This is a genomic window from Paenibacillus sp. HGH0039, from assembly GCF_000411255.1.
Classification (GTDB): domain Bacteria; phylum Bacillota; class Bacilli; order Paenibacillales; family NBRC-103111; genus Paenibacillus_F.
The window spans coordinates 908999-931854 of sequence record NZ_KE150413.1 but is presented as its reverse complement, the minus strand read 5'-3'; the positions used below and the strand labels follow the sequence as shown (position 1 = coordinate 931854).

Genomic DNA, 22856 nt, shown 5'->3' with positions numbered 1-22856 from the left:
CCTACTGCTCCTTCCGCGGGAATACGAAGACGTCCTTCGGATTCCACGTCAGTCCCACCTGCTGGCCCGCGGTGTAGTCCGCCAGTCCGTCCTGCATCTGCATCCTTACGGTAAGCAGCGCGGAGCCGACCTCCACCTCGCATTCCACGAAGGAACCGAGGAAAGCGAGCTGCCGGATCGTCCCCGCGGCCCGTACGGTATCCGCAAGCGCGCCGGGCTCCGTCAGGCGGATTTTCTCCGGACGCACATAGGCGACCACGGATTCCCCTGTCGTAAACGTACGTCCGTCCGCGGACGCCTCCAGCACGAATCCGGCGTCGGTCTGCACGGCCATCCCGCCGTTTGCCGATCCCCGGACCGTGCCGGGCAGGCGGTTGGATTTGCCGATGAAGGTGTGCACGAATTCGGAGGCGGGACGGTTGTAAATGTCCCAAGGCGTGCCGATTTGTTCGACCTTGCCGTGATCCAGCACGACGATCCGGTCGGACAAATACAGGGCTTCCTCCTGGTCGTGCGTGACGAAAATCGTCGTGACGCCCGTCTCTTTGTGCAGACGCTTCAGCTCTTCGCGAAGCTCTTCCCGCAGCTTCGCGTCCAGGTTGCTGAGCGGCTCGTCGAGCAGAAGCAGCGACGGCTCGATCACCAGCGCCCGGGCGATCGCGATCCGCTGGCGCTGCCCGCCGGAAAGCTGCTTCGGATAGCGGTCGGCCACATGGGGCAGCTTGACGAGCTCCAGCACCTTCCGCACCTTGTCTTTGATTTCCGCCTTCGGCATTTTGCGCAGCTTGAGCCCGTAGGCTACATTCTCGGCAACCGTCATATGCGGGAACAGTGAATAAGTTTGAAACACCATGCCCAGGTCCCGCTTATTCGAAGGAACGCCGTTCATACGCTTGCCTTTGATCGAAATTTCACCGCCGTCCGGGTCCAAGAACCCGGCAATCATGTTCAGCGTCGTCGTCTTGCCGCACCCCGAAGGGCCGAGAAAGGAGATGCACTCCCCCTTCTCGATCTGCAGGTCAAAGTTATCGACGACCACGTTGGAACCGAATGTTTTACGGACGGCTTTAAGTTCGACATCTATCCTCTTTTCCAACTGAATCACCTGTTTTCCGAATCTATTTGCCTACCGAAGGTGCGATTTCCTTGTTGAAGCGGTCAATCCATCCGGCGGTGCTGCCGCCTACGGTTTCGTAATCGAATTTCACGATTTTGGAGCGGTCGAATTCGATTTTTTTGGATATATCTTCCGGGAGCTTTACGGATGTGGCCGGGTTATAATACAGCTTTGAAGCGTACAAGGTCTGAACTTCGTCCGTTAAAAGGAAGTCGATGAAAAGCTTCGCGGCGTTCGGGTGCTTCGCGTTCTTGGTCATCGTGGCCACGTTCGGCACCAGGTTAGCCCCTTCCTTGGGCACGACGAACTTCAGCTCGACCCCCTGGTCCTTCTGCACAATGCTGCGGGCCATCGTCCAGGACGTATACGCCGCCGATTTGTTCTGCAGGTTCTGCTGGAGCTGCGCGGCGCTTTTCGCAAAGGTCGGCATGTATCCTGCAATCGTTTTCAGTTTTTCGAAGCCGGGGTCCATATTTTTCTCCGACCCGCCGTTTGCATAAGCCAGCATGATCAGAGCCGAACGGCCGAAGTTGCTGGAAATCTCGGTCAGGGTGAGGTTGCCTTTCATTTCGGGACGGGCCAGATCGTTCCAGGACTCGGGAATCGGAAGATTTTTTTCTTTCACAATCGCTTCGTTATAGGAGATGCCCATCGGTGTGAAGTTGACGGCGACCCCGCTGTCTTCAGCCACTTTCAGATCGGCGATCACGTTTTTCATGTTCGGAATATCGGCTTCTTTCAGCGGTTCGAAAAGACCCTCTTTGCGTCCGATTTCCTGCTCGCCGCCTTCAATGATGGCCACGTCCGTCTGCGGATCGTTTTTAACCGCTTTCGCTTTGGCGACGATTTCGGTCGATACGCCGGATACATACGTCAGTTTGATGTCCGGATATTTCGCTTTGAAACGTTTGAAAATTTCGTCTTTCATCAGCTCTTCTACAGTAGCTCCGTTACCCGCAACAACAAGTTCTTTCTCCGGCTGCAGCGCTGAAGTCGATGCTCCCGGCGAAACAGCGGCTTCTTTTGCCGGCTCTTTTGAAGATCCGCATCCTGCAAGAAGTGATCCGCACAGAGCGGCAACTGAAACCAAGACCCCGATTTTCTTTTTCATGGATGGACATCCCTTCTATTTGGTTTTCTCTATTCGTTCACTATATGTGAACATTGTTTCCTATAAGGAAATCTTAAAGTGATTCTATCACGCTCTTTCCAGCCTAGCAATACATATGTCAGGTTTAAAAAAAGATTATTTTTCCGGAGCGGAACTCGTCCGAAGCACCTCTAAAGCACCTCTAGGAAACCCAAAATAAGTATGCTACAATAGCAATAATTTGCTTGCATGTCGGGATATTCCGACGATATGACCGCCTGGGGGAGTCTGTTCATGGAGCACCATTTGTCTTCCGTTAAAAACAGCAGCCGCCTGCTCAAAGAGTTTCTGGACGGTCCGAAGGAGCTCGGAGTCACCGAACTGAGCCGCCGGCTTCAGTTGTCTAAAGGCGCCGTTCATAAGCTGCTCGCTACGCTCGAAAGCGACGGGTTTATATCGCAAAATCCGAGTACGAAGCAGTACTCGCTCGGTTTTACTCTGCTCGAACTCGGCACGAAAGTGCTTCGTGATCATAATCTCGTCGACTTCGCCAAACCTTACCTGCAGCAGCTTGCCGAGAAAACGAAAGAGCTGGCCTGCCTGTGCGTCGTTGACGGGAAAGACGCCATATATGTGGATAAAATCGATTCCCAGCATCCGATCCGCTTTAATGTAGACGCGTTCCGCCGCTTTCCGCTGTATGCCACCTCCGCGTCTCGCGTAATGCTGGCTTACCGGCCGGAGGCGTTTATCGACAGCGTACTCGCGGACGGAATCCGCACGTATACACCGCATTCCATACAGTCGCCGGACGAAATCAAAGAACGGCTTGCGGCTATCCGCAGCCGCGGCTACGAGATTTCGACGAATCTGCGCAACGTCGGCGTGACGGGGATGGCGGCTCCGATCCGGGATGCGACGGGCGAGATTGTCGCGTCCGTCAGCCTTATCGGGCCGTCGGACCGGGTCGTTCCGCAGCAGGATGCTTTCCTGCAGCAGGTTCTCCTGACGACGCGCAACATTTCGTTCGGCCTGGGCTACCGGTAGAACAAAAACACCCGGAATGAAAAATTCCGGGTGTTTTTGTTCTCATTTAGCGCGCGGGAAGGCTCTGCCGCCTTGCTTAGACAGCCGCGGCGATTCTTGGAGTGGCTTGGCGCTTCGCCTGTTTATACGACGTCGTAGCCCTGCTCTTCGATCGCTTCTTTAATTTGCTCGGGCTTCACGGCACCCGCATCGTATTCCACTTCGACACGGCCTTCGGCCAGATGAACCTGAGCCTTCGCTCCCAGCCCTCCAACCGCTTTTTCTACCGAATTTACACAATGCTGGCAGGACATGCCCTCCACTTTCAATGTCAGCTTTTCCATTTTTCTTGCCCCTTTCTTCCTCTTCCGATTAGTTTGGGTTTATTTCATAAGCTTGTTGACGGTAACGAGCAGTTCGTCGATCACATCCGTATCGCCTTCCTGAATCCGTTCGATCACACAGCTTTTCATATGCCCTTCCAGCAGCAGTTTGCCCACGCTGTTCAAGGCGGACTGCACAGCGGCAATCTGGTTGAGCACATCGTCGCAGTACGTGTCTTTCTCGATCATGCCTTTGACGCCGCGGATCTGACCTTCAATCCGGTTCAGCCTGGAAATCAAGTTATTCTTCACCTTGTCGCTGTGATGGCTTCTTCTTTCCGTATCGTCGTCGCGCGTATGTGTATGGCAGGAAGTTCCGGCATCTGCCGAAGCAAGCGGAGCGATGCCCGTTTCGCCTCCGGTGCTGCCGTTATCCTTTTCGGAATGGAGTACCATCTTGTTCAACCTCCCTTATCACCAGCATAACATACCCCATGGGGGTATTTCAATAGCCTCAAAACTGAATTTTTTTCTCGTCATTCATAAAAATTCGGGCTTGTTAAAATCTTCTGAATTGGTTACTATAAAATAACATATGAATACTTGCTCATATATTAATTTTAAAATCAGTGTGATTTTTATTTTCCTTACTTACTCAAGATAAGGCAGCCGAACAAATCGAGAACAGTTAGGAACGACATCCAAATTTCATCAAACATGCGTCACGCAAAGGAGGAATAGCGGTATGAGCAACTTAAAACAACGGAAAGCAGCCGGTGCCGCAAGCGGCCAAATTCACCGGCAAGATCACGGGCATTCCCACGACCATTCACATGATCACGAACATGGCGGAATCGGGCATCATCACGGCCCCAGCAGCAAAAAGGGGCTGTTTATCGCTTTTCTCATCACAACGGGCATTATGGTGCTGGAATTCGTCGGCGGTCTGCTGACGAACAGTCTGGCCCTGCTGTCGGATTCCGGGCATATGCTGAGCGATGCGGCGTCTCTGCTGCTCAGTCTGGTCGCCATGTGGTTTGCGGCCCGTCCCGCCTCGCGCAGAAGAACGTACGGCTTCTACCGCGTGGAGATTTTAACGGCCATGCTGAACGGCGTCACCCTCGTCGTCCTCTCCATCCTGATCATCCGGGAGGCCGTCGAACGCTTTGCGCACCCGCCTGCAATCGCGAGCGGCACGATGACGCTTATCGCCGTCGTCGGCCTGGCCGCCAACCTCGTCAGCGCCTGGTTTCTGACCCGGATGGGCGGCGCCAAAGACAACCTCAACATCAGAAGCGCTTATCTGCACGTCCTCGGGGATGCGCTCGGCTCCGTAGGGGCGATAATCGCCGGGCTTCTGATGCAGGCGTTCCAGTGGTATCAGGCGGACCCGATTATCTCCATTCTGGTCTCGCTGCTCATTCTGCGCAGCGCCTGGGGCGTGCTGAAATCCGCCACGCATATTCTGCTCGAAGGAGTTCCCTCGCGCCTCGACGCCGACGATGTCCGCAATACCCTGCTGCGTATTCCCGGCGTCCGCGACATCCATGATCTTCACATCTGGACGATCACGTCCGGCATGGATTCTTTCAGCTGTCATCTGCTCATCGACGATGAAGCCGACAGCCGGGAGGTTCTCCAGCAGGCCGTTACTTGCATGGAGAACGAGTATAAGATCCGGCATGCCACCATTCAGGTAGAGACACGCCATCTGAAGCATGCGGAGTTCAGCATCTAAGAACCGCACCGCATGTCCCGGCCGCCTGCTCACCGGCATGTTCGCATCCCTCTGTACGCGATGCGCGGATTCAGCGCAGCCTTGCGGGAAAGCCGCTGTCCGGCGGTCCGCAAGGCTGCATAACGGCCTAAATTAAAAGCCCGCGGCATAATGCGCGGGCTTTTTTGCGTTGCCGCCGGGAGGCCGGATTGCCAGGGAGATGTCCGCTTGGCGGACAGAACCTTTTTTCCTAATCCTCTATTCCCTGATGAGTTTCGGCGGCAATTTCTTTCAGCGAGCGGATTTTCCCGTGGGGATTCTGTCTTTGCTTGCGGCTTTTGGCCAAGCCTTCCTTCCGGTTTTTCGATTGGGTCATGAAACGACACTCCTTTTCGTAAAGGGGTACGGTTCGTCGACGAGTCGATTCTCCGCTCTGCCTCCCTAGTTTTCGCCCGGGGAAGGCCGCTCTATTCGGCCGATTTACTTTTACATCCGTTTCCGGATGCGGCCGCTTGCAAACATCGGTTTCCCTTATCCGGTTTTCCGGCTCCGGTCTCCGCCTCCGGATAAAAAACAGCTTGAAGCTCGAACTGGAACGATTTAGGATATAAGAATAGGAAAAGAACCCTATCGGGAAAGGAAATCGGGATGACATGTATTCCGTTGGCGAACTTGCACGTAAAGCGAACATCACGGTGCGCACCTTGCACCATTACGATCAGATCGGGCTGCTGAAGCCCTCCGGCTCCACGGAAGGCGGCCACCGGCTTTACTCCGACGAGGATGTTATGCGGCTGGAACAGATTTCGATTCTCAAAAAAATGGGACTCGGGTTAAAAACCGTCCATGAAATGCTCGACAGCTACGGAACCGACTGGCTCTCCTGCCTGGAAGATCAACTACGAATGGTTCAGCGCGAGAAAGAGAAACTCGAAGAACTGGAAGGCATGCTCCGCGTTACGATCCATTCCGTCCAAATAGAAGGTACCCTGAACTGGAACGCGATGTTCCAAATGATCCGGCTCAGTCAAAAAGATCCCGCGGCCAAGCAGCGCTTCATCCGCGAGCATTTCACGGCCGAGGAACGGAAGCTGCTTCACAAGCTGCCTAATCTGAACAAAGGCGACCCCCTCACAGCGCGCTGGACGGAAGAGGTTGCACAGGCCAGGGCCGTCATGCACGAAGATCCGGCTTCTCCGGCCGCTCAGGAAGTGGCTGCACGGATCACGGCGCTGGCCTTAGAGGCTTTTGACGGCAATGAGGCTCTGATGAACAAGTACTGGGAGCTGCACGGCGCGGAGGAAAATCCGATGAACCTGTACCCGTTCGAACCCGAACTGCTGGAGTTTCTTAACGCGGCGTTTGAGTACTATGACAGCACACAGATAGCAGCTGCGGTTCCGGAGCCTGGATCGAGCAATACCATAAACAAAGCAACTAACCAAGCAACGAACTAAACAGGTATCGCCCTGATTTTGGAGGTTTCACGTGTCTTTTTTTAAATGGTTTTTTACTAGTATGAAATCACAGCCTGTGCAAAAGCAGCCAAAAACGCCGCCTGTCCAGTTGTTTTCCTCTTTCGCTCCGTATGGGCTGGGCGTGCTCGAGAACGACAGCCTGAAACCGGTAGAAGCCCGGTTCAATGAGGTTTTCGGCAAATACGCCCGGTATTGGGACCATGTAAAAGCACGCGTGCTGAAAGAGCATCCGGATATTTCCGAAACCGAGTATTCCTGGATCTTCCTGGAGTTCAAACGCTTTCTGGCGATCAATATTTACTTGAATAATGTGGGCATGTACAGCACGTCCGTGGATGAAATCTGGCACGAAGCTTTGATGTTCACCCGCGATTATCAGGAGTTTTGCAGAGATCTTCTGGGGGAAATGATTCACCATTCGCCGCATGTCGGCGATGCGCTTCAACCGGGCGAGCACGATAGAGCCCTGTTCGAGCTCGTTTACTCCCTTGTGTTCCGCTTCTATCCGGAAAATGAGCAACTGCTCGGGAAGTTCGGGCAGCGCAAGCTTCACCCCGAATTTGTCGCATATGCCCGCGCTTTTGACTGGAATCGCATCCGGCGGGATTATTTCAAGCCGAATACGATCGGCATTTATGAAGATGCCGTTCAGGAGTTGGTGCGCCACCTTTTCAACGGCATCCAGAATGCCCCGCCGGCCGCTGCAGCGGGAGACTCCCGCAGGATGTCTTCGGCCGGAAGGACGACGGCCTCTTCATTTAACGCGAGCGACTTCTCCGGCGCGGGTTACGGCGCCCTCAGCGCCCTGCTATTCTACTCCATCCTGAACGGGGACGACGATCGTGAGGGAAGCGGCGGCAACGGGTCCGGCGATTCGGACTGCAGCAGCTCGAACTGCAGCTCTTCGGACTGCGGCGGCTCGTCTGACAGCAATTCGTCCGGCAGCGGCTCTTCGTGCAGCAGCTCGTCATGCAGCGGCTCGTCCGACGGCAGCTCCTGCAGCAGTTCGTCTTCGTGCAGCAGCTCGTCATGCAGCAGTTCGTCCTGCAGCAGTTCGTCTTCATGCAGCAGTTCGTCCTGCAGCAGTTCCTGATTCAGCCGGCTGAGCCGGTTTATTGCGGCAAACGTTTGTAAGGCGACGAATTCAAAGGGCATTTTTTAAAGCGGGAGGTGTGGGAATTGAAAACGATCGAGGACAGTTACGTGGCGTTCCTGGACATTCTCGGCTTTAAAGATCTGGTGGATAAGAACAGCCACCTCGACCTGCAAACCATCTTTTCCAACGACATTATGCACAACATCAACCGGACGAAAAAAATGATGGACGATGTAAACTCCGAGCTCGGCATGCCCAGCGCTATTCAAGTGCTGTCGGTGTCCGACAGCATCATCATGTGGACGGAAGGAACCTCGCCCGTCCAGTTCGTGAACATCGTGAACGCGGCTTTCAGCGCTCTGCTGTTTTTTATGCAGCGGGGCGCCCCGCTCAGAGGCGCGATTTCCAAAGGTCCCGTCACCGTTCACGAATCGGAGAATCAGAAAAACATTTTCGGCAAAGGAATCACAAACGCATACAACCTCGAAAACATCCAGCAATGGTCCGGAGCCGTTATAGATGACATTTGTCTCACGGAAGAAATCGTCGCAAGCAGTGAATATGAGATTCTGAGGCGCAAACATATTCTGGTGGAATACCTCGTTCCGTTCAAAACCGGCCCTGTGGAATATCGGCATGCCATTAACTGGGCCGGTCTGGACGGGAGAATATTTTACGGCGATTACGATGCCATTGAAAAGCAGTTCGCCCGCCACAACAAAAGCATCGACGACTGGTCCGTCAAGCAGAAAATCGACCATACCGCCGCCTTCGCCCGGTTCGTGCAGTCGCTGCCTAAAGACAGGGTCACAGGGTAAACGCGTATACGATGCACATCTGAGCCGCCACGTATGTCAGCCAGACCCAGTATCCCTGATGACGGAGCGACCTGCCGCCGATGGCTGCGGCCCCGATGATCGTATCCGATACGACGAAGAGCAGCCCGCCGACAGCCGTCAGCCAGAGCGCCCCGCCAAGGGACCAGGCCATAGCAGCCGCAGCCGACGCCATGGCCCCGATCCACAAGCCGTAGACGAGCGAGCCGGTGTTGAACAGGCGCGGAGCGTCGGGATTGCGGATCAGGAGCAGCCAGGCGGCGATCAGCACCAGACCGTAGAACACGGCAGCGACGGCCAGGCCCGCGTTCATAAGGTCAAGTCCCTCACGATGCAGGGCAGCCGCAAACGCCGCGATATAGAAGACGTGCGCCACGGCGAACGTCAGCATTCCGCCGATCATCGGATGCCTCCAGGGGATAATCCCGGCCATGGACAAGTCGCCGATGAACGACCAGGCCATTCCCCAGAAAATCCACTCTTTGGAGGAAGAGGCCGGATCGTCCCGCCACAAGGCAAAAGCGGCCGCTGTAAGCGTCAGACTGATCAGCATCCGCACCCATAACGGAAGCCGGACCTCCGTACTTTTACGCCGGGCATCCGACATCCCAAGACCGGTACCGGCGGCAAACAAGATCACTTGAACGGCCCAAAGCCATCCCATCATCATTTCCCCCTCCTCCCGTGCACCCCGTGCACGCCTGTGCTGTTACCTATTCTTACCCCGCGTGTCCCGCGAGCAATCCGGGTCTTCATCGTTTCCCATCCTTCTTGCAAACCCTGCTGCACATTTCCCCATAAAAAAAGGACAGCCGGAACCCGGCCGTCCATTCAGCGGCCTTCGGCCTCTTTAATCCGCACCGCAGCCCAGTCCGTCCGGTAGAACCGGTACATGACGGCAAGGCCGAAGGCGGCAATAAACGCATACAGTGAAATCCACGCGCCGGCCGAACCGAATCCCCACACAAAGGTGAGCAAATACGCGAGCGGCACGAAGAAGACCCAGCTGAGCACAAGCGAAGTTCCCAGCAGAAAGGTCGTATCTCCGATTCCCCGCAGACCTCCCGCGTAGAAATTCAGAAGACCGTCAAACAGCTGCAAAAACGCGGAAATCCGGATGAGATCGGCGGCAAGCGCGTAAACCTCCGGGTCCTGGGAATACAGCCTCGCGATCGGAACCGCGAAAACGAATTCCACCGCACCCAGGACCAGCAGGCAGATGCTGCCGAGCACCGCCGTGTCGGTGCCGTACCGGCGGGCCAGGTCGGGCCGGTGCTTGCCGACCTCGCGCCCGACGAGGATCGTCGCCGTGGAGGCGAAGGCGAAAGCCGGCATGAAGCCGAGCGCCATCACGTTCAGGGCAATCTCGTTGGCGGCCAGCGCCTCCGTCCCCAGGCGGGTCACGAACATCGTGAAGACGAACATCGCCAGGCTCATCGCAAATTCCTGCATGCCGAGCTTCCCGCTTTCGCCTGCAATCAGGCGGGCTTCCCTGCGGTCCAGTTTGACCCGCGTGCGGGTCCGGTATTTGTCATGCAGCCGGAAAAACACGATATACACGGAGCCGATACTGCAGATGGCTTCCCCGATCAGAACGGCCAGCCCCGCGCCCGGAAGCCCTAGCTCGGGAAACCCGAGATGACCGTACGTCAACCCGTAGGTGAACACAATCATCGCCGCATTCCCCAGAATCGTCAGAGCCATAGGAGACCGGGTATCTCCGATTCCCCTCAGAAACCCGAAAAGGACAAAGTTCAGCACGGAAAACGCCATCGCATAAAACCGGAGCTCCAGATATTCCTTCCCTGCGGCAACCAGTTCTTCGGAGCTTCCCATCAGCCGCAGAATCCCTTCGCTTCCGAACCACCCCGCAGCCAGGATGACGGCAATGAGAGCCAGGCAAAGATAAAGCGCAATGTATGTGCGCTCCACGCCTTTCTTCATATCTCCAGCCCCGAAATTTTGAGCCACAAGATAATTCACCGTGTGACCGATCCCCGAGCAGGCGGCCCAGGCGTTATACATAATAATGTTGCAAATTCCTACCGCGGCGATGACGAGGGCTCCCATCGGGCCCACCATCATCAAATTAATCGTACCCGTCAGCGTCGCGGCCGCGAACGACACGATCGACGGAACCGCAAGCCGCAAAATCATTCCCCAATTTGTAAACATAGACTACTCCTCCGGAACCGCCGCCGGTACCATCCTCCCGTCAGGCTTGTTTTCCGATTGTTTGACCCGCTTAAGCTGCGCGACAATCAGAAAGCTCACGATGACAAGCAGGAACCACGAGCTCATTTTGCCGAAAGAGACAAGCTGCCAGCTTTCCCTCTGGTTCGGATACTGCCACGCCCCCAGGAAAGTTGCGATATTTTCCGCCAGCCAAATAAAAAAGCCGATAAGAAAAAAAGAAAGGACGAGCGGCATCCGGTACGTTTTCCTGCCGACGGTAAACAGGACCGCAGTCCGGAAAAACAGCACGAACAGCAGCACGGTCAGCACCCAGCGCAAATCCCAGATATAATGGTGGGTCATAAAATTCAGATAGATCGCGGCTCCGAGCGGAACCGCAAACCAAGGCGAAGGCCAGCGGGTCAGCTCCACATGCAATCTCCGCCAGGCCTGGCACAAATAACTCGCCACGCTCGCGTACATAAACCCGCTGTAAAGCGGTACGCCCCATACTTTCGTCCAGGCTTCCTCCGGATACGACCAGGAGCCCATATTCACCTTATAAATCTCCAGCGCCAGCCCGATCAGATGGAACAGGCAGATCACTTTCACTTCATCCCTTGTTTCAAGCCCCGTCCGGACCATCGCCCATTGAATCAGCAGACAAATGACCAGCATAAGGTCATACATGTGGGGGACGTTTGCCGTCTTCAGAACAGCCAGACTGATAAAAATAAGAACGGGAAACAGGCACGAAAGAGCTTCCAGCCAGCCGAAAAGCAGCAGCTGCCGAATCCCGTGACGTACGGATCGAATCATGGGAAACCCTCCCTTCAGCTTTCGGAGGTTCCAGGCGTCCTCGCATGCCCGGAATCCATTCCTCTGCTAGTTTAGCACAAGTTTTCCAAACAGGGAGAAAAGAAAGCCGGAAAAAATCCCGCAACTATTTGCGCCGCGGGTATTGACAGAACCTTTTTTTGAAGGAAAAATGAGGGGGCAGAGCTGTCAAACCGAACCCACTTAAAGGCGGTGCACGATGAGTAAACACGTCTCCATGCAAAACATTGCCGACCGGCTTGGCATTTCAAAATACACCGTTTCACAAGCGCTTTCAGGAAAAGACGGGGTCAGCGACGAAACGCGGCTGAAAATCATGGAAACCGCCCGGACTATGGGCTACCGGAAAAAAATCAACAAAAGCCCGGCCGCGGCCGGACTTTTCCAGGAGTGGGATGGCAGAAGAAAAGAAATAACCTCTTCTTCCTCCGATCCTTATATGCTGGTATGGATACACAGCGCCAAGCAGCAGGACCCGTTCTTCTGGCCGAAGGTCATCGACGGCCTCGCTCAAACGTGCCGCGACCTCCAAGCACACTATATGTTGATTTCCGTCCCGCCTCACCGGGAAGACGAGTTGGCCATGCCGGGATTTTTGGACCCTGCACGCTGTATGGGCCACATTCTGCTCGGCACCTTTTCGACGCGGGCCGTCATCTCCCTGCAGCAGACCGGACTGCCGCTCGTGCTCGTGGACCACGAGGAGCCGCTCGTTAACGTGGACTGCGTCGTCAACAGCAATGTCGACGCCGCAGTGGCCGCGACCAAGCAGCTTCTGCGGGAAGGCTGCGACTCGCTCGTTTTCGTGGGGAGCGACTCCTTCTCCGTCAGCTTCAGGGAACGCGCGTTAGGCTGCCGGATTGCCTCCGAGGAAGCGGCGGAATCCGGCCGTTCCGTCTGCCTGAGCAAGTGGAACGTGCCTTACTTGAGTCCGACGTGGCCCCACGATCTGGCGGTCCGTGTGGGCGCCGTCTCCACGAGCGAGCTGCCGGACGGCTTCATCTGCGCGAACGATCACATTGCGCTGCGGCTGATGGCTCTGCTCAAGCAGCGGGGCTTCGACATCCCCGGACAGTGCCGCGTGATCGGTTTCGACAACATCGAAGCGGCGGCCGCTTCGTCGCCTGCGCTCAGCACGGTCGAGCTGAGCAAGGAGCTCCTCGGCATCCGGGCGGTAGAGACGCTCCTCTACCGCAAGCGCCATCCCGGCCGCGCTCACGAGAAGATCGTCCTCGCGCCGGAGTTTATCGCGCGGGCGTCGGGCTAGCGCGGGCGCATGCCGCGGGCGCGAGCACAGCCGCGGCGAATCTTGCGGCGCGGACCTGTGCACGGTGTGCCTGCCGCGAGCTTCACGCGGAGAGCGCGCCCTTCGGCCTGCCGGCCCCCGCCCGCCTCAGCCCAGCGGCTTCCGGGCCAGCACCCGGATCCGGCAGTAATCGCCGGTCCAGACGCCGTCCCGGAACAGCGCGGGGCGCAGACGCTCCTCCACGCCCTGCGTGATGCGCTCCTGCGTCGCCGCGTCGATTCCGGCGAAGAAGCTGCCGGCAAACGCATGCAGCCAGTGCCGGATGGCCTGCTCTCCTCCCGGCAGCGGCGTCGGCCGGTCAAAGAGCTCCGCGCAGCGGACATCGAGCCCGGCCCTCTCCAGCACGCCCGTATATTCCCCGATAGTCGGGAAATACCAGGGGTTTCGCGGCTCGGGATCGATCCCGGCTTCGCGAACGGCCTCGTGGATCGCCCGCTCGATCCGGGCCACGTTGCCGAAGCCGCCGAATTCGGCCGCGAACCGCCCTCCCGGCCGCAGCGCTTCCGCTACCGTCCGCGCGGCTTCATCGGCCTGCGGGACCCAGTGCAGCGCGGCGTTGGAGAATACCGCGTCGAACGTCCGGCCGCTCCGGTATGTCCTCGCATCCCCCACCTCAAAAGCAAGCTCCGGATACTTCTGCCTCGCCTCCTCGATCATCGTCTCCGAGAAATCCACGCCCGTCACTTTCGCGCCGAGAAGGGCCATTTCATGAGCCAGACTGCCCGTTCCGCAGCCCAGATCGAGAATCGATTCCCCCGCCGCCGGGTTTAACAGCTCCACCACTCCTTTGCCTAACTTGGATACGAAATGCATCTGCGTGTCATAATGCCCCGCGTCCCATTTTCCCTGTTCCGCTTCCTTCATTCCGAACGCCTCCCGTTCCCGTCTGTGCGGGTAGTACATTCAGTATGAAGAGAAACACTTATAATGTCTAATACACAAAAACTACTTTCATTATAGTTTATACCTATAAACAAATCCCGGACAAGCGCATTTCTACGCCTGCGGATTTGTTTCTTTATTTTACACATACCGCTCCAAATAGGACAAAACGACAGACACCAAAGCAAACACGACCGCCGTCAGCGTGATTTTGGAACGAATGAATCCGGCCATGCCTTTGTTCTGCTTTTCGAGCTGCTTTTGCTTGTTAGGGACCTCGATTTGACGCGGGTCATTGTCTTTTCTTCTCATCGTAAAAGCCTGGAAACCGATGCCGCTCACGATTGCCGACACAATGAGCAGAATTAAAGCCAGTAAAAATAACGTATCCGAAATTGATCTAAGCACAAGCGACCATCCTTATCTTGTCCGATTACGGGTTATGTCTCTATTATACTTCATTTGTTCAATAGAATCTCCCTCTTCCGTCCTTTCCCCCTGTTGTCCGCCTGAAGAAAGGAAGGCCGCCCGCTTCCGCGGACAGCCTGCTGCGGCCTTATGCCTATATCCTTTTCGTTATCTTTTATAAGGATACGGATAGTAGGGAGGATAGTTGTAGTAAGGCGGATAGTACGGGTAGTAAGACTGCGGGTAGTACGGATAATAGGGATAGTAAGGATAGCCGCCGTGGTGACCTCCGTGGTGACCTCCATGGTAACCGCCATGGTAACCGCCGTCATGATAACCGCCTTGGCCCCAATGGTAGCCGCCCTGACCTCCGTGATAACCGGCGGGACTTTCGTATTCTCCCTGCTTACGCGCTTCTTCTTCCGCTTCCGTACTACTCCATTCGTTTTGGTTCCATTCCTGCTGCAGGCCGTATGTGCCTTGACCGTATATGTCCTGGCTGTATGTGCCCTGACTGTACATGTCCTGACCGTATGTGCCCTGACCTTGAGTTTCAAATGTCATAAGCAATCCCTCACCCTCTGTATGTTGTGCCCAAAGGCATTTTGCATCTAACACATCGTATGAACAGATGCCCAGAACGTGAGAAAAGCGCCCAAACTTGGGCGCCTGCCTAGATAAATCCGGATGAATGTAGCCTATGGAATTTAGCTTGGAAAAGGGGACAGACGCAGCGGACGCTACGCTTTTTGAACGCCGCCGGCGAGCATGCTTGCTTTTTTCCAATTGCCCCAGAAATAGTAGGCGACCGAAAGGAGGGAACCCAGTGTAAATCCGACCGGAAAACTCCACCATACGGCATCCAGACCGTAGGAATCGGCCAGATAATACGAGAGCGGGATGCGCACGCACCAAAGCGCCAGGAACGTGATCAGAAGCGGGAACATGACGGCCCCCGTCGAACGCACGACACCCGAGACCACGAAGGTAATGCCGAAAATGATAAAACTCCAAAGCGTCAGCAGGTTGATCCGCATGCCGATTTCGATGGCCTGGCCTTCCGGCAGGAACAGGCTCAGGGCGCTGCGGTTGAACAAATAGATCAGGCAGACGAGAACGCCCGTCATCAGGACATTGTACATGACCCCGACGCCCGTTACGCGGTGCACCCGGTCCCACCTGCCCGCGCCCACGTTCTGGGCCGCAAACGACGAAACGGCTCCGCCGATCGCCATAGCCGGCATCTGGATGTAAGAAGACAACTGGATCGCCGCCCCGTAGGCCGCCGTCGCCTCCGATCCGAACCGGTTTACGAGGTTGATCATAGCCAGCGAGCTTGTCGAAACCACGATCATTTGAAGCCCCATGGGAACGCCTTTCTTTACCAGCGATCCGATGATGGCCCCGTCGAAGCGCAGCAGATGCCGGTCTTCGCGCGTAATGCGGAGAAAATATTTTTTCCGGTACAGCGACCCTAATATAGCGACGAGAGCGACAAGCTGCGAGATGCCCGTAGCCAGCGCGGAGCCCGAAATGCCGAGAGCGGGGATCGGACCCCAGCCGAAAATAAGCAGCGGATTCAGCGCGATATCCAGAATGATGGACAGCACGAGAAACCGGAAGGGCGTTTTGGAATCCCCCGCGCCGCGCAGGATCGTCATAATCATGTTATAGCAGAACATAAACGGCATGCTCATAAAAATAATTCTCAGATAAGCGTTGGCCATGTCCATCGCATCCGCGGGAGTGTGCATCCACTGCAAAATTTGCGGGGACAAAAGCACGCCCAGGAGACCTACGACCAGCGAAAGGGTGAAGAAGAACAGGGCGCTCGCTCCCACCACCCGCTTCGCCTGGGCGGTATCGCCCGCTCCGATGCTCTGCCCGATCATAATCGTGGATGCCATTCCTATGCCGAAAATGGAACTGAGCATAAGAAACATGACATTGTTCGCATTGGATGTAGCCGCAAAAGCGCTTTCACCCAAAAATTTACCGACCCAGATGCTGTTAACCGTCCCGTTCAGTGATTGCAGCACATTCCCGTACAGCACGGGCAGGGAGAACAGGAGCAATTTTCTCGCAATCGGGCCTTGGGTCAAATCCATTTGTGCTTCGTTTTTCGCCATGGCGGGGTGCTTCCTCCTAATAAAATGAGCCGCGCCTGTATGATTCCCTCTCGGGAATCAAACCAACCGCAGCAAACCGATATCCTAATGTTACCATAGCCTAAACCCGGATAGCGAAGTTCCTGTGCGGACAACAGAAACCGCCTACCTCGTCAATTCACGATGGTTAGGCGGTATTCTTCGGTTATCTTGGTTTAAGAAAAAAATTACCGGTTCAAGAGACTGCCGACATACCGCAGCAGCTCGTTCGCGCAAACCGGGCAGTAGCCGTGCCCGTCAATCAGCTGCCGGGTCACTTCGTTGATTTTCTTCAGCTGTCTTTCGTCCGGCGTCTTGGTGGAGGTCGTAATTTTGACGATATCCTTCAGATCGGTGAACAGCTTCTTCTCAATCGCTTCGCGCAGCCGTTCATGCGTGCTGTAATCGAACTTCTTCCCTTTGCGGGAGTAAGACGAAATCCGGATCTGAATTTCTTCGCGGAACGCCTTCTTCGCATTTTCGGAAATGCCGATCTGCTCCTCGATCGAACGCATGAGACGCTCGTCGGGGTCCATCTCCTCCCCGGTCAGAGGGTCTTTGATTTTGCCCCAGTTGGAGTATGCCTCGATATTGTCGAGATAGTTATCGAACAGAGTTTTGGCCGACTCGTCGAACGAGTACACGAACGCTTTCTGCACTTCCTTCTTCGCGATATCGTCGTACTCTTTGCGGGCGACCGAAATAAAGTTGAGGTACCGCTCCCGTTCGTCCCGGGTGATGGACGGATGCTGGTCCAGTCCTTCCTTCAGCGCCCGCAGCACATCGAGTCCGTTGATGCACTGAAGATCGTGGCGGATGAGCGCGCTGGAAATCCGGTTGATGACATAGCGGGGATCAATGCCGCTCATTCCTTCTTCCAGATACTCGTTCTGCATCTCTTTCAGGTCCGCATCCTTGTAGCCTTCCACGGCTTCGCCGTCGTACATCCGCATTTTTTTCACGAGATCCATGCCCTGTTTCTTCGTTTCCTTAAGCCGTGTCAGAATGGAGAAAATAGCGGCGGCCCGCAGCGCGTGCGGCGCAATATGGATATGCGACATGTCGCTCTGCTTGATAAGCTTCGTGTAAATTTTCTCTTCGTCCGTTACCTTCAGATTATAAGGAATCGGCATGACAATCATCCGCGACTGGAGAGCCTCGTTCTTTTTGTTCGCGATAAACGCCTTGTACTCGGATTCGTTCGTATGCGCCACAATCAGCTCATCCGCCGAGATAAGCGCGAAGCGGCCCGCTTTGAAATTGCCCTCCTGCGTCAGGGACAGCAGATTCCAGAGAAATTTCTCGTCGCACTTCAGCATTTCCTGAAACTCCATTAGTCCGCGGTTCGCCTTGTTCAGTTCCCCGTCGAAACGGTAGGCGCGCGGGTCCGATTCGGAGCCGTACTCCGTGATCGTGGAAAAATCGATGCTTCCGGTCAAGTCCGCAATATCCTGGGACTTCGGATCGGACGGACTGAACGTGCCTATCCCCACCCGGTCGTCCTCGGAGATCAGCACCCGCTCGACCAGCACGTTCTCGATGTTGCCGCCGTATTCGGTTTTCAGCCTGAGCTGGCAGGACGGGCACAAGTTCCCTTCGATGCGGATACCCAGCTCGGCCTCTATTTCCGGCCTCAATTCACTTGGAATGAGGTGAAACGGATCTTCGTGCATCGGGCAGCCTTTAATCGCATAGACGGCTCCCCGGTCTGTCTTGGAGAACTGCTCCAAACCCCTCTTCAGCAGCGTTACGATCGTCGACTTGCCTCCACTTACCGGCCCCATCAGCAGCAAAATCCGTTTGCGGACATCCAGACGCCGTGCGGCGGAGTGGAAATACTCCTCCACCAGCTTTTCGACTGCGCGGTCGAGCCCAAAGATCTCCTGGTCGAAAAAGTTGTACCGGGCGTGCCCGTCGTTCTGTTGGATGCCGTGAGAAGCGATCATCTCATATACACGCGCATGGGCTGTCATCGCTAGACCCGGATTTTGCCGCACGAGCTCGAGATACTCCCGGAGCGTGCCCGACCATGCAAGCTGTTCCTTCTCGGTCCGGTGCTCCGTGATGCGTTTGAAAATATCCATGGGTACCTCCTCTCACTGCCATTGCCTCAAAAGAGCGGATAGCTCGTGATAGTGATTTTAGGGTACTACAATCCTATGCGGTCCAAGGACAATTCTTGCCACTAAATTTGTACAGGAACAAAGGAAAAACAAGCCTCACAACCGGTGGGAGATCGGTGGAAGTCTTTGCCGCCGGTACCCGTCCCGCACGTCTTTTTCATGCTATAATCAAGAAACCGGAAAAACCGTTTAAGAAGGAAGGGAGCGCATAAAACAGTGGCGATTCGGAGCGAAACGGAGCTGTACGGCCCGGTTAAAGCCTACTGGGAGAAGCTCGGCTACGACGTCCGGGGAGAAGTGCGGCACTGCGATCTCGTCGCCGTCCTGGAAGGTGAGCCGCCCGTCGTCGTCGAGCTCAAACGCAGCCTGACCGTCCCCCTGCTGATTCAGGGACTCCGGCGGCAGGACGTGACGCACCGCGTCTACATCGCGATCGAGCTTCCTGCCAAAGGACGTGTCCCCCACCGGATGACCTGGGCGGACATCCGCAAGCTGTGCGGCCGGCTCGGTCTCGGACTCATCACGGTGCAGTTCTACAAAACGAAGAAGCCCGCCGTCGAGGTGGTGTGCGAGCCGCCGGGCTTCGGCGACGCCGCTCCCGCGCGGAAGACGTCCGTGCGAAAACGCGCCGCGGAGCGCGTGCTCGGCGAGTTCCGCGAGCGCAGCGCCGACTACAACGTCGGCGGCAGCCGCGGGCTCAAGCTCGTCACGGCTTACCGCGAGAAGGCGCTGCACTGCGCCCTGCTGCTCCGCGAGCAGGGACCGCTCCCTCCGCGCCGACTGCGCGAGCTTACGGGCAACGCCAAGACGGCGGCCCTGCTCCAGCGCAACGTGTACGGCTGGTTCACGCGCGTCAGGCGCGGGCTGTACGGGCTGACGCGCTCGGGCGAAGAAGCGCTGGACACGTTCGCCCACGTGGCGGCGCACTTTGTGCCCCGCGAGGCGGACGCGGCCCCGGAAGCCGGACTGCCGGAATCGGGCGAGCATTCTCGGCCGAAGGAAGCGGCGGACGCGGCGGACGAGCGTGAAGCGGCTGCCGGGACAGGACCGACCACGCGCGGCCGACTGCAGGAGCCGCCCGAGCTGAACGAGCGGCCGGGGGCGGGAGTGGCCGCTACGGCAGAGCTTCTGGGCGTGCCGCGATCTGCGGACGTGCGTGACGCACAGGACGTGTCGAAGCCTCCGGACCCGCTGGGCCTGCTGAGCGAAACGGGTCAGCGCGGCGCGGCCGGTCAGGCTGGCAAACCCGATCTGACGGACATGTCCGGCTTGCAGGAAGTACCCAATCGGAGAAGGAAATCAGCCAAAGCAAAGAAAGGAGGCTCGACGTGAGCCTCCTTTCTTGTTGAATCTGTTTCTATGTCATCTTACTCAGGCTGGTAGCCGGATTTCGTATCGATCGTTAAAGCGTTTGAGGCAGCATCCCACGAAACGTTAAAATCAAGCGCTTGAGCAAGATCCCGAAGTTTGAAATAATTGTTGCCATCGAGTGTATAAGCTGTGAAGCGGGCCTCCTCCGAGTTTACAAGCAGCTTTGCCGTAGCCGGGGCCGCCTGCTTGACGGAATGCTGGCCGGTTGCGGCAAGTTCTCCCCCCACTTCGGTGTAAGCTTTTGATGTGATGAGGCGAATAACCTTGGCATCTTGATCCCAGCCGACTTCAAACCCTTTGTCCGACCCGTTCAACAGCATGGCCAAATCGCGCAGCTTGAAAAAATTGTTCCCGCCGATGTTATAAGCCTCCGGGGAAACTTCCCGGCCGTTTATCATTACTTTGGACGCTGAAGGCAAAGCGGATTGAGTTTGCGGCTCCTGAGTTTGGACATTCAGCGGATTCGGCATAAAATAAAAACTTCCTTGTCCGCCGTCCGCTACGGTAGCAAGACCACCGCTAAAAGAGGAACCCAGCAAATCATAGCTATAAGGCACAACGGCTTTTCCCGTTTGATCAATGTAGCCTAACATTTCATTTTCATCTTCGTTTTCGATGGACACCAAGGCAAGTCCCTCAGAAAAAACAGTATATACATCAATGAATTGCGGCTGGATGATCATCGTATCCTCTTTATTTACATACCCCCATTTGCCGTCGATTTGAACGGGCGCCAGATCACCTTCTTGGAAGGGGCGGGCTTCATCATAATGTGCTCGGATGACTTCTCTACCCGACAAATCGATGTATCCCCACTTTCCTTCATGTTTGACAGCTGCCAAGCCGCGGCTGTACGGAAAAGCTTCCTCAAACTTTGGCTTTTCGATTTCTATGCCGTTTTGGTCGATAACGCCCCACTTGTCCTTGATCTTAACCATAGCCCTTCCCTCACTAAAAACTGAAGCGGCTTCGTATCGGAACGGAACGACCTCTTTGCCCTCTTTATTTATGTAACCGTATTTTTCATTTTTTTTCACGGGAGCAAGCCCGTTATTAAACGGGTTGGTATCCTCATAATCAAACGCAATCACTTCTTTTCCGGTTTTATCCACATACCCCCATTTATCATCTTTTACTACTTGGGCAAACCCCTCTTCAAATACTCTTCCCACTCCCGTATAAATAGGTGGCACAGCAAACTGTCCGGTTTTATCGACATATCCCCATAATCCATCGATTCGGACGGGAGCCAGCCCGTCATGAAATATTCCCGCAGCTTCAAACCGGGCCTTGATCACGATTTTCCCGGATGTATCGATGAATCCGAAAGAATCGGTCTCTTCCCCGGCTTCCATATACCAGGCTAGTCCTTCCGATAGAACGCCTACCTCTGCATATGGCAGATACTCAGGTTGTGGAACACTCCCGCTGCCTGAAGCTTCGTTTGCATTTGTAACGGCCATCATACTGAAAACTAACGTAAAAACAAATAAAAAACTGACAAGCTTTCTCATTCGAAAAATTCCCCCATAGACATTTTACAAGCAGCAAATTTTACGCCCGCTCTAGCAATTGGGTAAAATTTACTATCTCAGCATATACGAATCCCCATTTTTTGAATAGAGGAGAAATTCATTGCATAAAAAAAGGCTTCTCTCCAAGAAGCCCCTTGCCCCTATATGTTGATTCCAAGTATGGTGACAATCCATAAGCCCAAATAAAGCGCAATACCCAATATAACCAGTATCAGCAAAATATTGAGCAGCCGGATCGTCAGGCTCCATGGGTTTTTCTCCCTCTTCAAGTTCAGATTCGAGCGTTCTATCACAACATTCACCTCATTAAATCAATCGTATTATAGAAATATAATACATCTTTTCTAGATATTACGCACGACGTTTTCAAAATCTGCGAATCATCACGTAGGCGCGGCTTCCCGCTTGTTTCCCTGCAGCTTACCCCGCCGTACCAGATGCGAAAAGAGCCTTCGTCCGGCTTAGAGCGCACCGGGGAAGACTCTTTTTTACCGGGGGGGGGGGAACTTGTGGACGCCGGGCGCTGGTTATATGAAAAGATGCCTATGCACACGACAGATAAACACTTTGATCGACTGAATTCGAAGGGAAACGACCTTCTAATTCCTAACGTAGCTTCTTTAACTGTTATCCCATGATTACAAATAACTCAATTTTTCCGAGAGCTTGTTGAAATTCCTTTTGTATGCAACTTGCAAATACTCCGGGGGCTTCACTCATTGCTCTGGAAAATGATTCTGAAAGTGCCGGAATTATGCCTGTTCCTCCGGAAGCAGCTCCTATAATGACCCCTTGCATAATGGTCTCGGAGGCTTGCCGAATAGTTGTCTCCTGGCATTTTTGCATAATATTTTGACCAATTGTAGCAGGGTTAAACGGATAGCATAGTTCCAATCGCACTTCGTACGACTTATTGATTACCGGTATATTAACAGAGATCAGGTTAATGGGCGTAGAGTAAGGAGTGTTGCAATGTTTGTTAAAGTTTTCCAGGAGACTCCTTATCATTCTGATCATCTCTCTTATTCTTTCGATGGCATCACGTATCTCCATTCCCCACTCAATCGCTTGATTCGCGAAACTTTCCAATTCTCCGAAGTTAGTGTGAACGTAATCCATTCCTGCATTTATGGCTTCTTGCTTCAAACTTTCAAATTGATTTTGAACTTCTTGCATAACTTGTGATTGAACTTCCGTTTTCAGATTTTCCCACTCTTGCCGGGCTCTCTCTTTTGCTTCTTTCGTAACCATATTTGCTTGTTCTACAACTTGGCCGTTCAATTTATTAAAAACGCTTGCTACTTGTTTTGTAACGTTACCACCTACCGACCAAGGAGTGGGAATGTTCGGCGTAGGAACGGTCGGTACTGATGTTGGAATGTTCGGCGT

At 54.9% G+C, this 22856-nt stretch carries 23 protein-coding genes; 7 read left to right on the top strand and 16 right to left on the bottom strand.

What is annotated here, in order from left to right:
• Position 1: 1 nt before the first annotated feature.
• Positions 2 to 1096: an ABC transporter ATP-binding protein gene (locus HMPREF1207_RS18515; RefSeq protein ID WP_009676234.1), complete on the bottom strand. Its 1095-nt coding sequence runs from the start codon at positions 1094 to 1096 to the stop codon at positions 2 to 4.
• Between the two features lie 22 nt (positions 1097 to 1118).
• Positions 1119 to 2228 carry an ABC transporter substrate-binding protein gene (locus HMPREF1207_RS18510; RefSeq protein WP_009676137.1) on the bottom strand — a complete coding sequence of 370 codons (1110 nt, stop codon included), beginning with the start codon at positions 2226 to 2228 and terminating at the stop codon, positions 1119 to 1121.
• A 273-nt stretch (positions 2229 to 2501) separates the two neighbouring features.
• On the opposite strand from HMPREF1207_RS18510, the gene HMPREF1207_RS18505 reads away from it, so the two are divergent.
• Positions 2502 to 3254: an IclR family transcriptional regulator gene (locus tag HMPREF1207_RS18505; protein WP_036740196.1), complete on the top strand. Its 753-nt coding sequence runs from the start codon at positions 2502 to 2504 to the stop codon at positions 3252 to 3254.
• Positions 3255 to 3376: 122 nt separating this feature from the next.
• Here HMPREF1207_RS18505 and HMPREF1207_RS18500 read toward each other — a convergent pair whose 3' ends face one another.
• On the bottom strand, positions 3377 to 3577 hold the full coding sequence (locus HMPREF1207_RS18500; RefSeq protein ID WP_009676142.1) for a copper ion binding protein: 201 nt from the start codon (positions 3575 to 3577) through the stop codon (positions 3377 to 3379).
• Positions 3578 to 3616: 39 nt separating this feature from the next.
• Positions 3617 to 4012, bottom strand: coding sequence for a metal-sensitive transcriptional regulator (locus HMPREF1207_RS30600; RefSeq protein WP_009676223.1), 396 nt, complete (start codon positions 4010 to 4012; stop codon positions 3617 to 3619).
• A 289-nt stretch (positions 4013 to 4301) separates the two neighbouring features.
• Between HMPREF1207_RS30600 and HMPREF1207_RS18490 the strand changes: the two genes are divergently transcribed.
• A complete protein-coding gene (locus HMPREF1207_RS18490) occupies positions 4302 to 5294 on the top strand; it encodes a cation diffusion facilitator family transporter (protein WP_009676158.1) in 993 nt (330 codons plus the stop codon).
• A gap of 229 nt (positions 5295 to 5523) precedes the next feature.
• Here HMPREF1207_RS18490 and HMPREF1207_RS30345 read toward each other — a convergent pair whose 3' ends face one another.
• A complete protein-coding gene (locus HMPREF1207_RS30345; protein ID WP_009676143.1) occupies positions 5524 to 5649 on the bottom strand; it encodes a DUF6254 family protein in 126 nt (41 codons plus the stop codon).
• Positions 5650 to 5926: 277 nt separating this feature from the next.
• Here HMPREF1207_RS30345 and HMPREF1207_RS18485 point away from each other — a divergent pair, with 277 nt between their 5' ends.
• The 3 genes from HMPREF1207_RS18485 (at position 5927) to HMPREF1207_RS18475 (ending at position 8665) form a co-directional block, all read left to right on the top strand.
• The gene (locus tag HMPREF1207_RS18485; RefSeq protein WP_009676087.1) at positions 5927 to 6730 is read left to right on the top strand and encodes a MerR family transcriptional regulator; all 804 of its coding nucleotides are present in this window, start codon (positions 5927 to 5929) and stop codon (positions 6728 to 6730) included.
• Between the two features lie 31 nt (positions 6731 to 6761).
• A complete protein-coding gene (locus tag HMPREF1207_RS18480) occupies positions 6762 to 7844 on the top strand; it encodes a hypothetical protein (RefSeq protein ID WP_009676181.1) in 1083 nt (360 codons plus the stop codon).
• A gap of 86 nt (positions 7845 to 7930) precedes the next feature.
• Complete coding sequence (locus HMPREF1207_RS18475; protein ID WP_009676070.1) at positions 7931 to 8665, top strand: hypothetical protein; 735 nt, start codon at positions 7931 to 7933, stop codon at positions 8663 to 8665.
• Here HMPREF1207_RS18475 and HMPREF1207_RS18470 read toward each other — a convergent pair.
• The 3 genes from HMPREF1207_RS18470 to HMPREF1207_RS18460 form a co-directional block, all read right to left on the bottom strand.
• Entirely contained in the window at positions 8655 to 9353 is a 699-nt protein-coding gene (locus HMPREF1207_RS18470; RefSeq protein WP_009676112.1) for a lysoplasmalogenase family protein, read from the bottom strand. The genes HMPREF1207_RS18475 and HMPREF1207_RS18470 overlap by 11 nt on opposite strands.
• Before the next feature lie 161 nt (positions 9354 to 9514).
• Positions 9515 to 10858 carry an MATE family efflux transporter gene (locus HMPREF1207_RS18465; protein ID WP_009676093.1) on the bottom strand — a complete coding sequence of 448 codons (1344 nt, stop codon included), beginning with the start codon at positions 10856 to 10858 and terminating at the stop codon, positions 9515 to 9517.
• A gap of 3 nt (positions 10859 to 10861) precedes the next feature.
• Positions 10862 to 11677: a DUF817 domain-containing protein gene (locus HMPREF1207_RS18460; RefSeq protein WP_009676167.1), complete on the bottom strand. Its 816-nt coding sequence runs from the start codon at positions 11675 to 11677 to the stop codon at positions 10862 to 10864.
• Between the two features lie 217 nt (positions 11678 to 11894).
• Here HMPREF1207_RS18460 and HMPREF1207_RS18455 point away from each other — a divergent pair, with 217 nt between their 5' ends.
• Positions 11895 to 12962, top strand: coding sequence for a LacI family DNA-binding transcriptional regulator (locus HMPREF1207_RS18455; RefSeq protein WP_009676192.1), 1068 nt, complete (start codon positions 11895 to 11897; stop codon positions 12960 to 12962).
• Positions 12963 to 13088: 126 nt separating this feature from the next.
• Here the strand turns inward: HMPREF1207_RS18455 and HMPREF1207_RS18450 are convergent, their stop codons facing one another.
• The 5 genes from HMPREF1207_RS18450 to HMPREF1207_RS18430 form a co-directional block, all read right to left on the bottom strand.
• Positions 13089 to 13865, bottom strand: a complete 777-nt coding sequence (locus HMPREF1207_RS18450) for a class I SAM-dependent methyltransferase (RefSeq protein ID WP_009676180.1) — start codon at positions 13863 to 13865, stop codon at positions 13089 to 13091.
• Positions 13866 to 14024: 159 nt separating this feature from the next.
• Positions 14025 to 14291 (bottom strand): hypothetical protein, encoded by a 267-nt coding sequence (locus HMPREF1207_RS18445; protein WP_009676200.1) that lies wholly within the window; start codon positions 14289 to 14291, stop codon positions 14025 to 14027.
• A gap of 168 nt (positions 14292 to 14459) precedes the next feature.
• Positions 14460 to 14855, bottom strand: coding sequence for a hypothetical protein (locus HMPREF1207_RS18440; RefSeq protein ID WP_016423873.1), 396 nt, complete (start codon positions 14853 to 14855; stop codon positions 14460 to 14462).
• A 176-nt stretch (positions 14856 to 15031) separates the two neighbouring features.
• Positions 15032 to 16420: an MATE family efflux transporter gene (locus tag HMPREF1207_RS18435; protein ID WP_009676155.1), complete on the bottom strand. Its 1389-nt coding sequence runs from the start codon at positions 16418 to 16420 to the stop codon at positions 15032 to 15034.
• Positions 16421 to 16626: 206 nt separating this feature from the next.
• Entirely contained in the window at positions 16627 to 18522 is a 1896-nt protein-coding gene (locus HMPREF1207_RS18430; RefSeq protein ID WP_009676078.1) for a PrkA family serine protein kinase, read from the bottom strand.
• Between the two features lie 255 nt (positions 18523 to 18777).
• Here HMPREF1207_RS18430 and HMPREF1207_RS18425 point away from each other — a divergent pair, with 255 nt between their 5' ends.
• Positions 18778 to 19893, top strand: coding sequence for a DUF2161 family putative PD-(D/E)XK-type phosphodiesterase (locus HMPREF1207_RS18425; RefSeq protein WP_009676212.1), 1116 nt, complete (start codon positions 18778 to 18780; stop codon positions 19891 to 19893).
• A 35-nt stretch (positions 19894 to 19928) separates the two neighbouring features.
• On the opposite strand, the gene HMPREF1207_RS18420 is transcribed toward HMPREF1207_RS18425, so the two are convergent.
• The 3 genes from HMPREF1207_RS18420 to HMPREF1207_RS18415 form a co-directional block, all read right to left on the bottom strand.
• Positions 19929 to 21446, bottom strand: a complete 1518-nt coding sequence (locus HMPREF1207_RS18420) for a WG repeat-containing protein (protein WP_009676135.1) — start codon at positions 21444 to 21446, stop codon at positions 19929 to 19931.
• Between the two features lie 161 nt (positions 21447 to 21607).
• Positions 21608 to 21760, bottom strand: coding sequence for a hypothetical protein (locus tag HMPREF1207_RS29890; protein WP_009676193.1), 153 nt, complete (start codon positions 21758 to 21760; stop codon positions 21608 to 21610).
• Between the two features lie 334 nt (positions 21761 to 22094).
• The coding region (locus HMPREF1207_RS18415; RefSeq protein ID WP_196809671.1) for a hypothetical protein at positions 22095 to 22856 on the bottom strand (762 nt) is incomplete at its 5' end.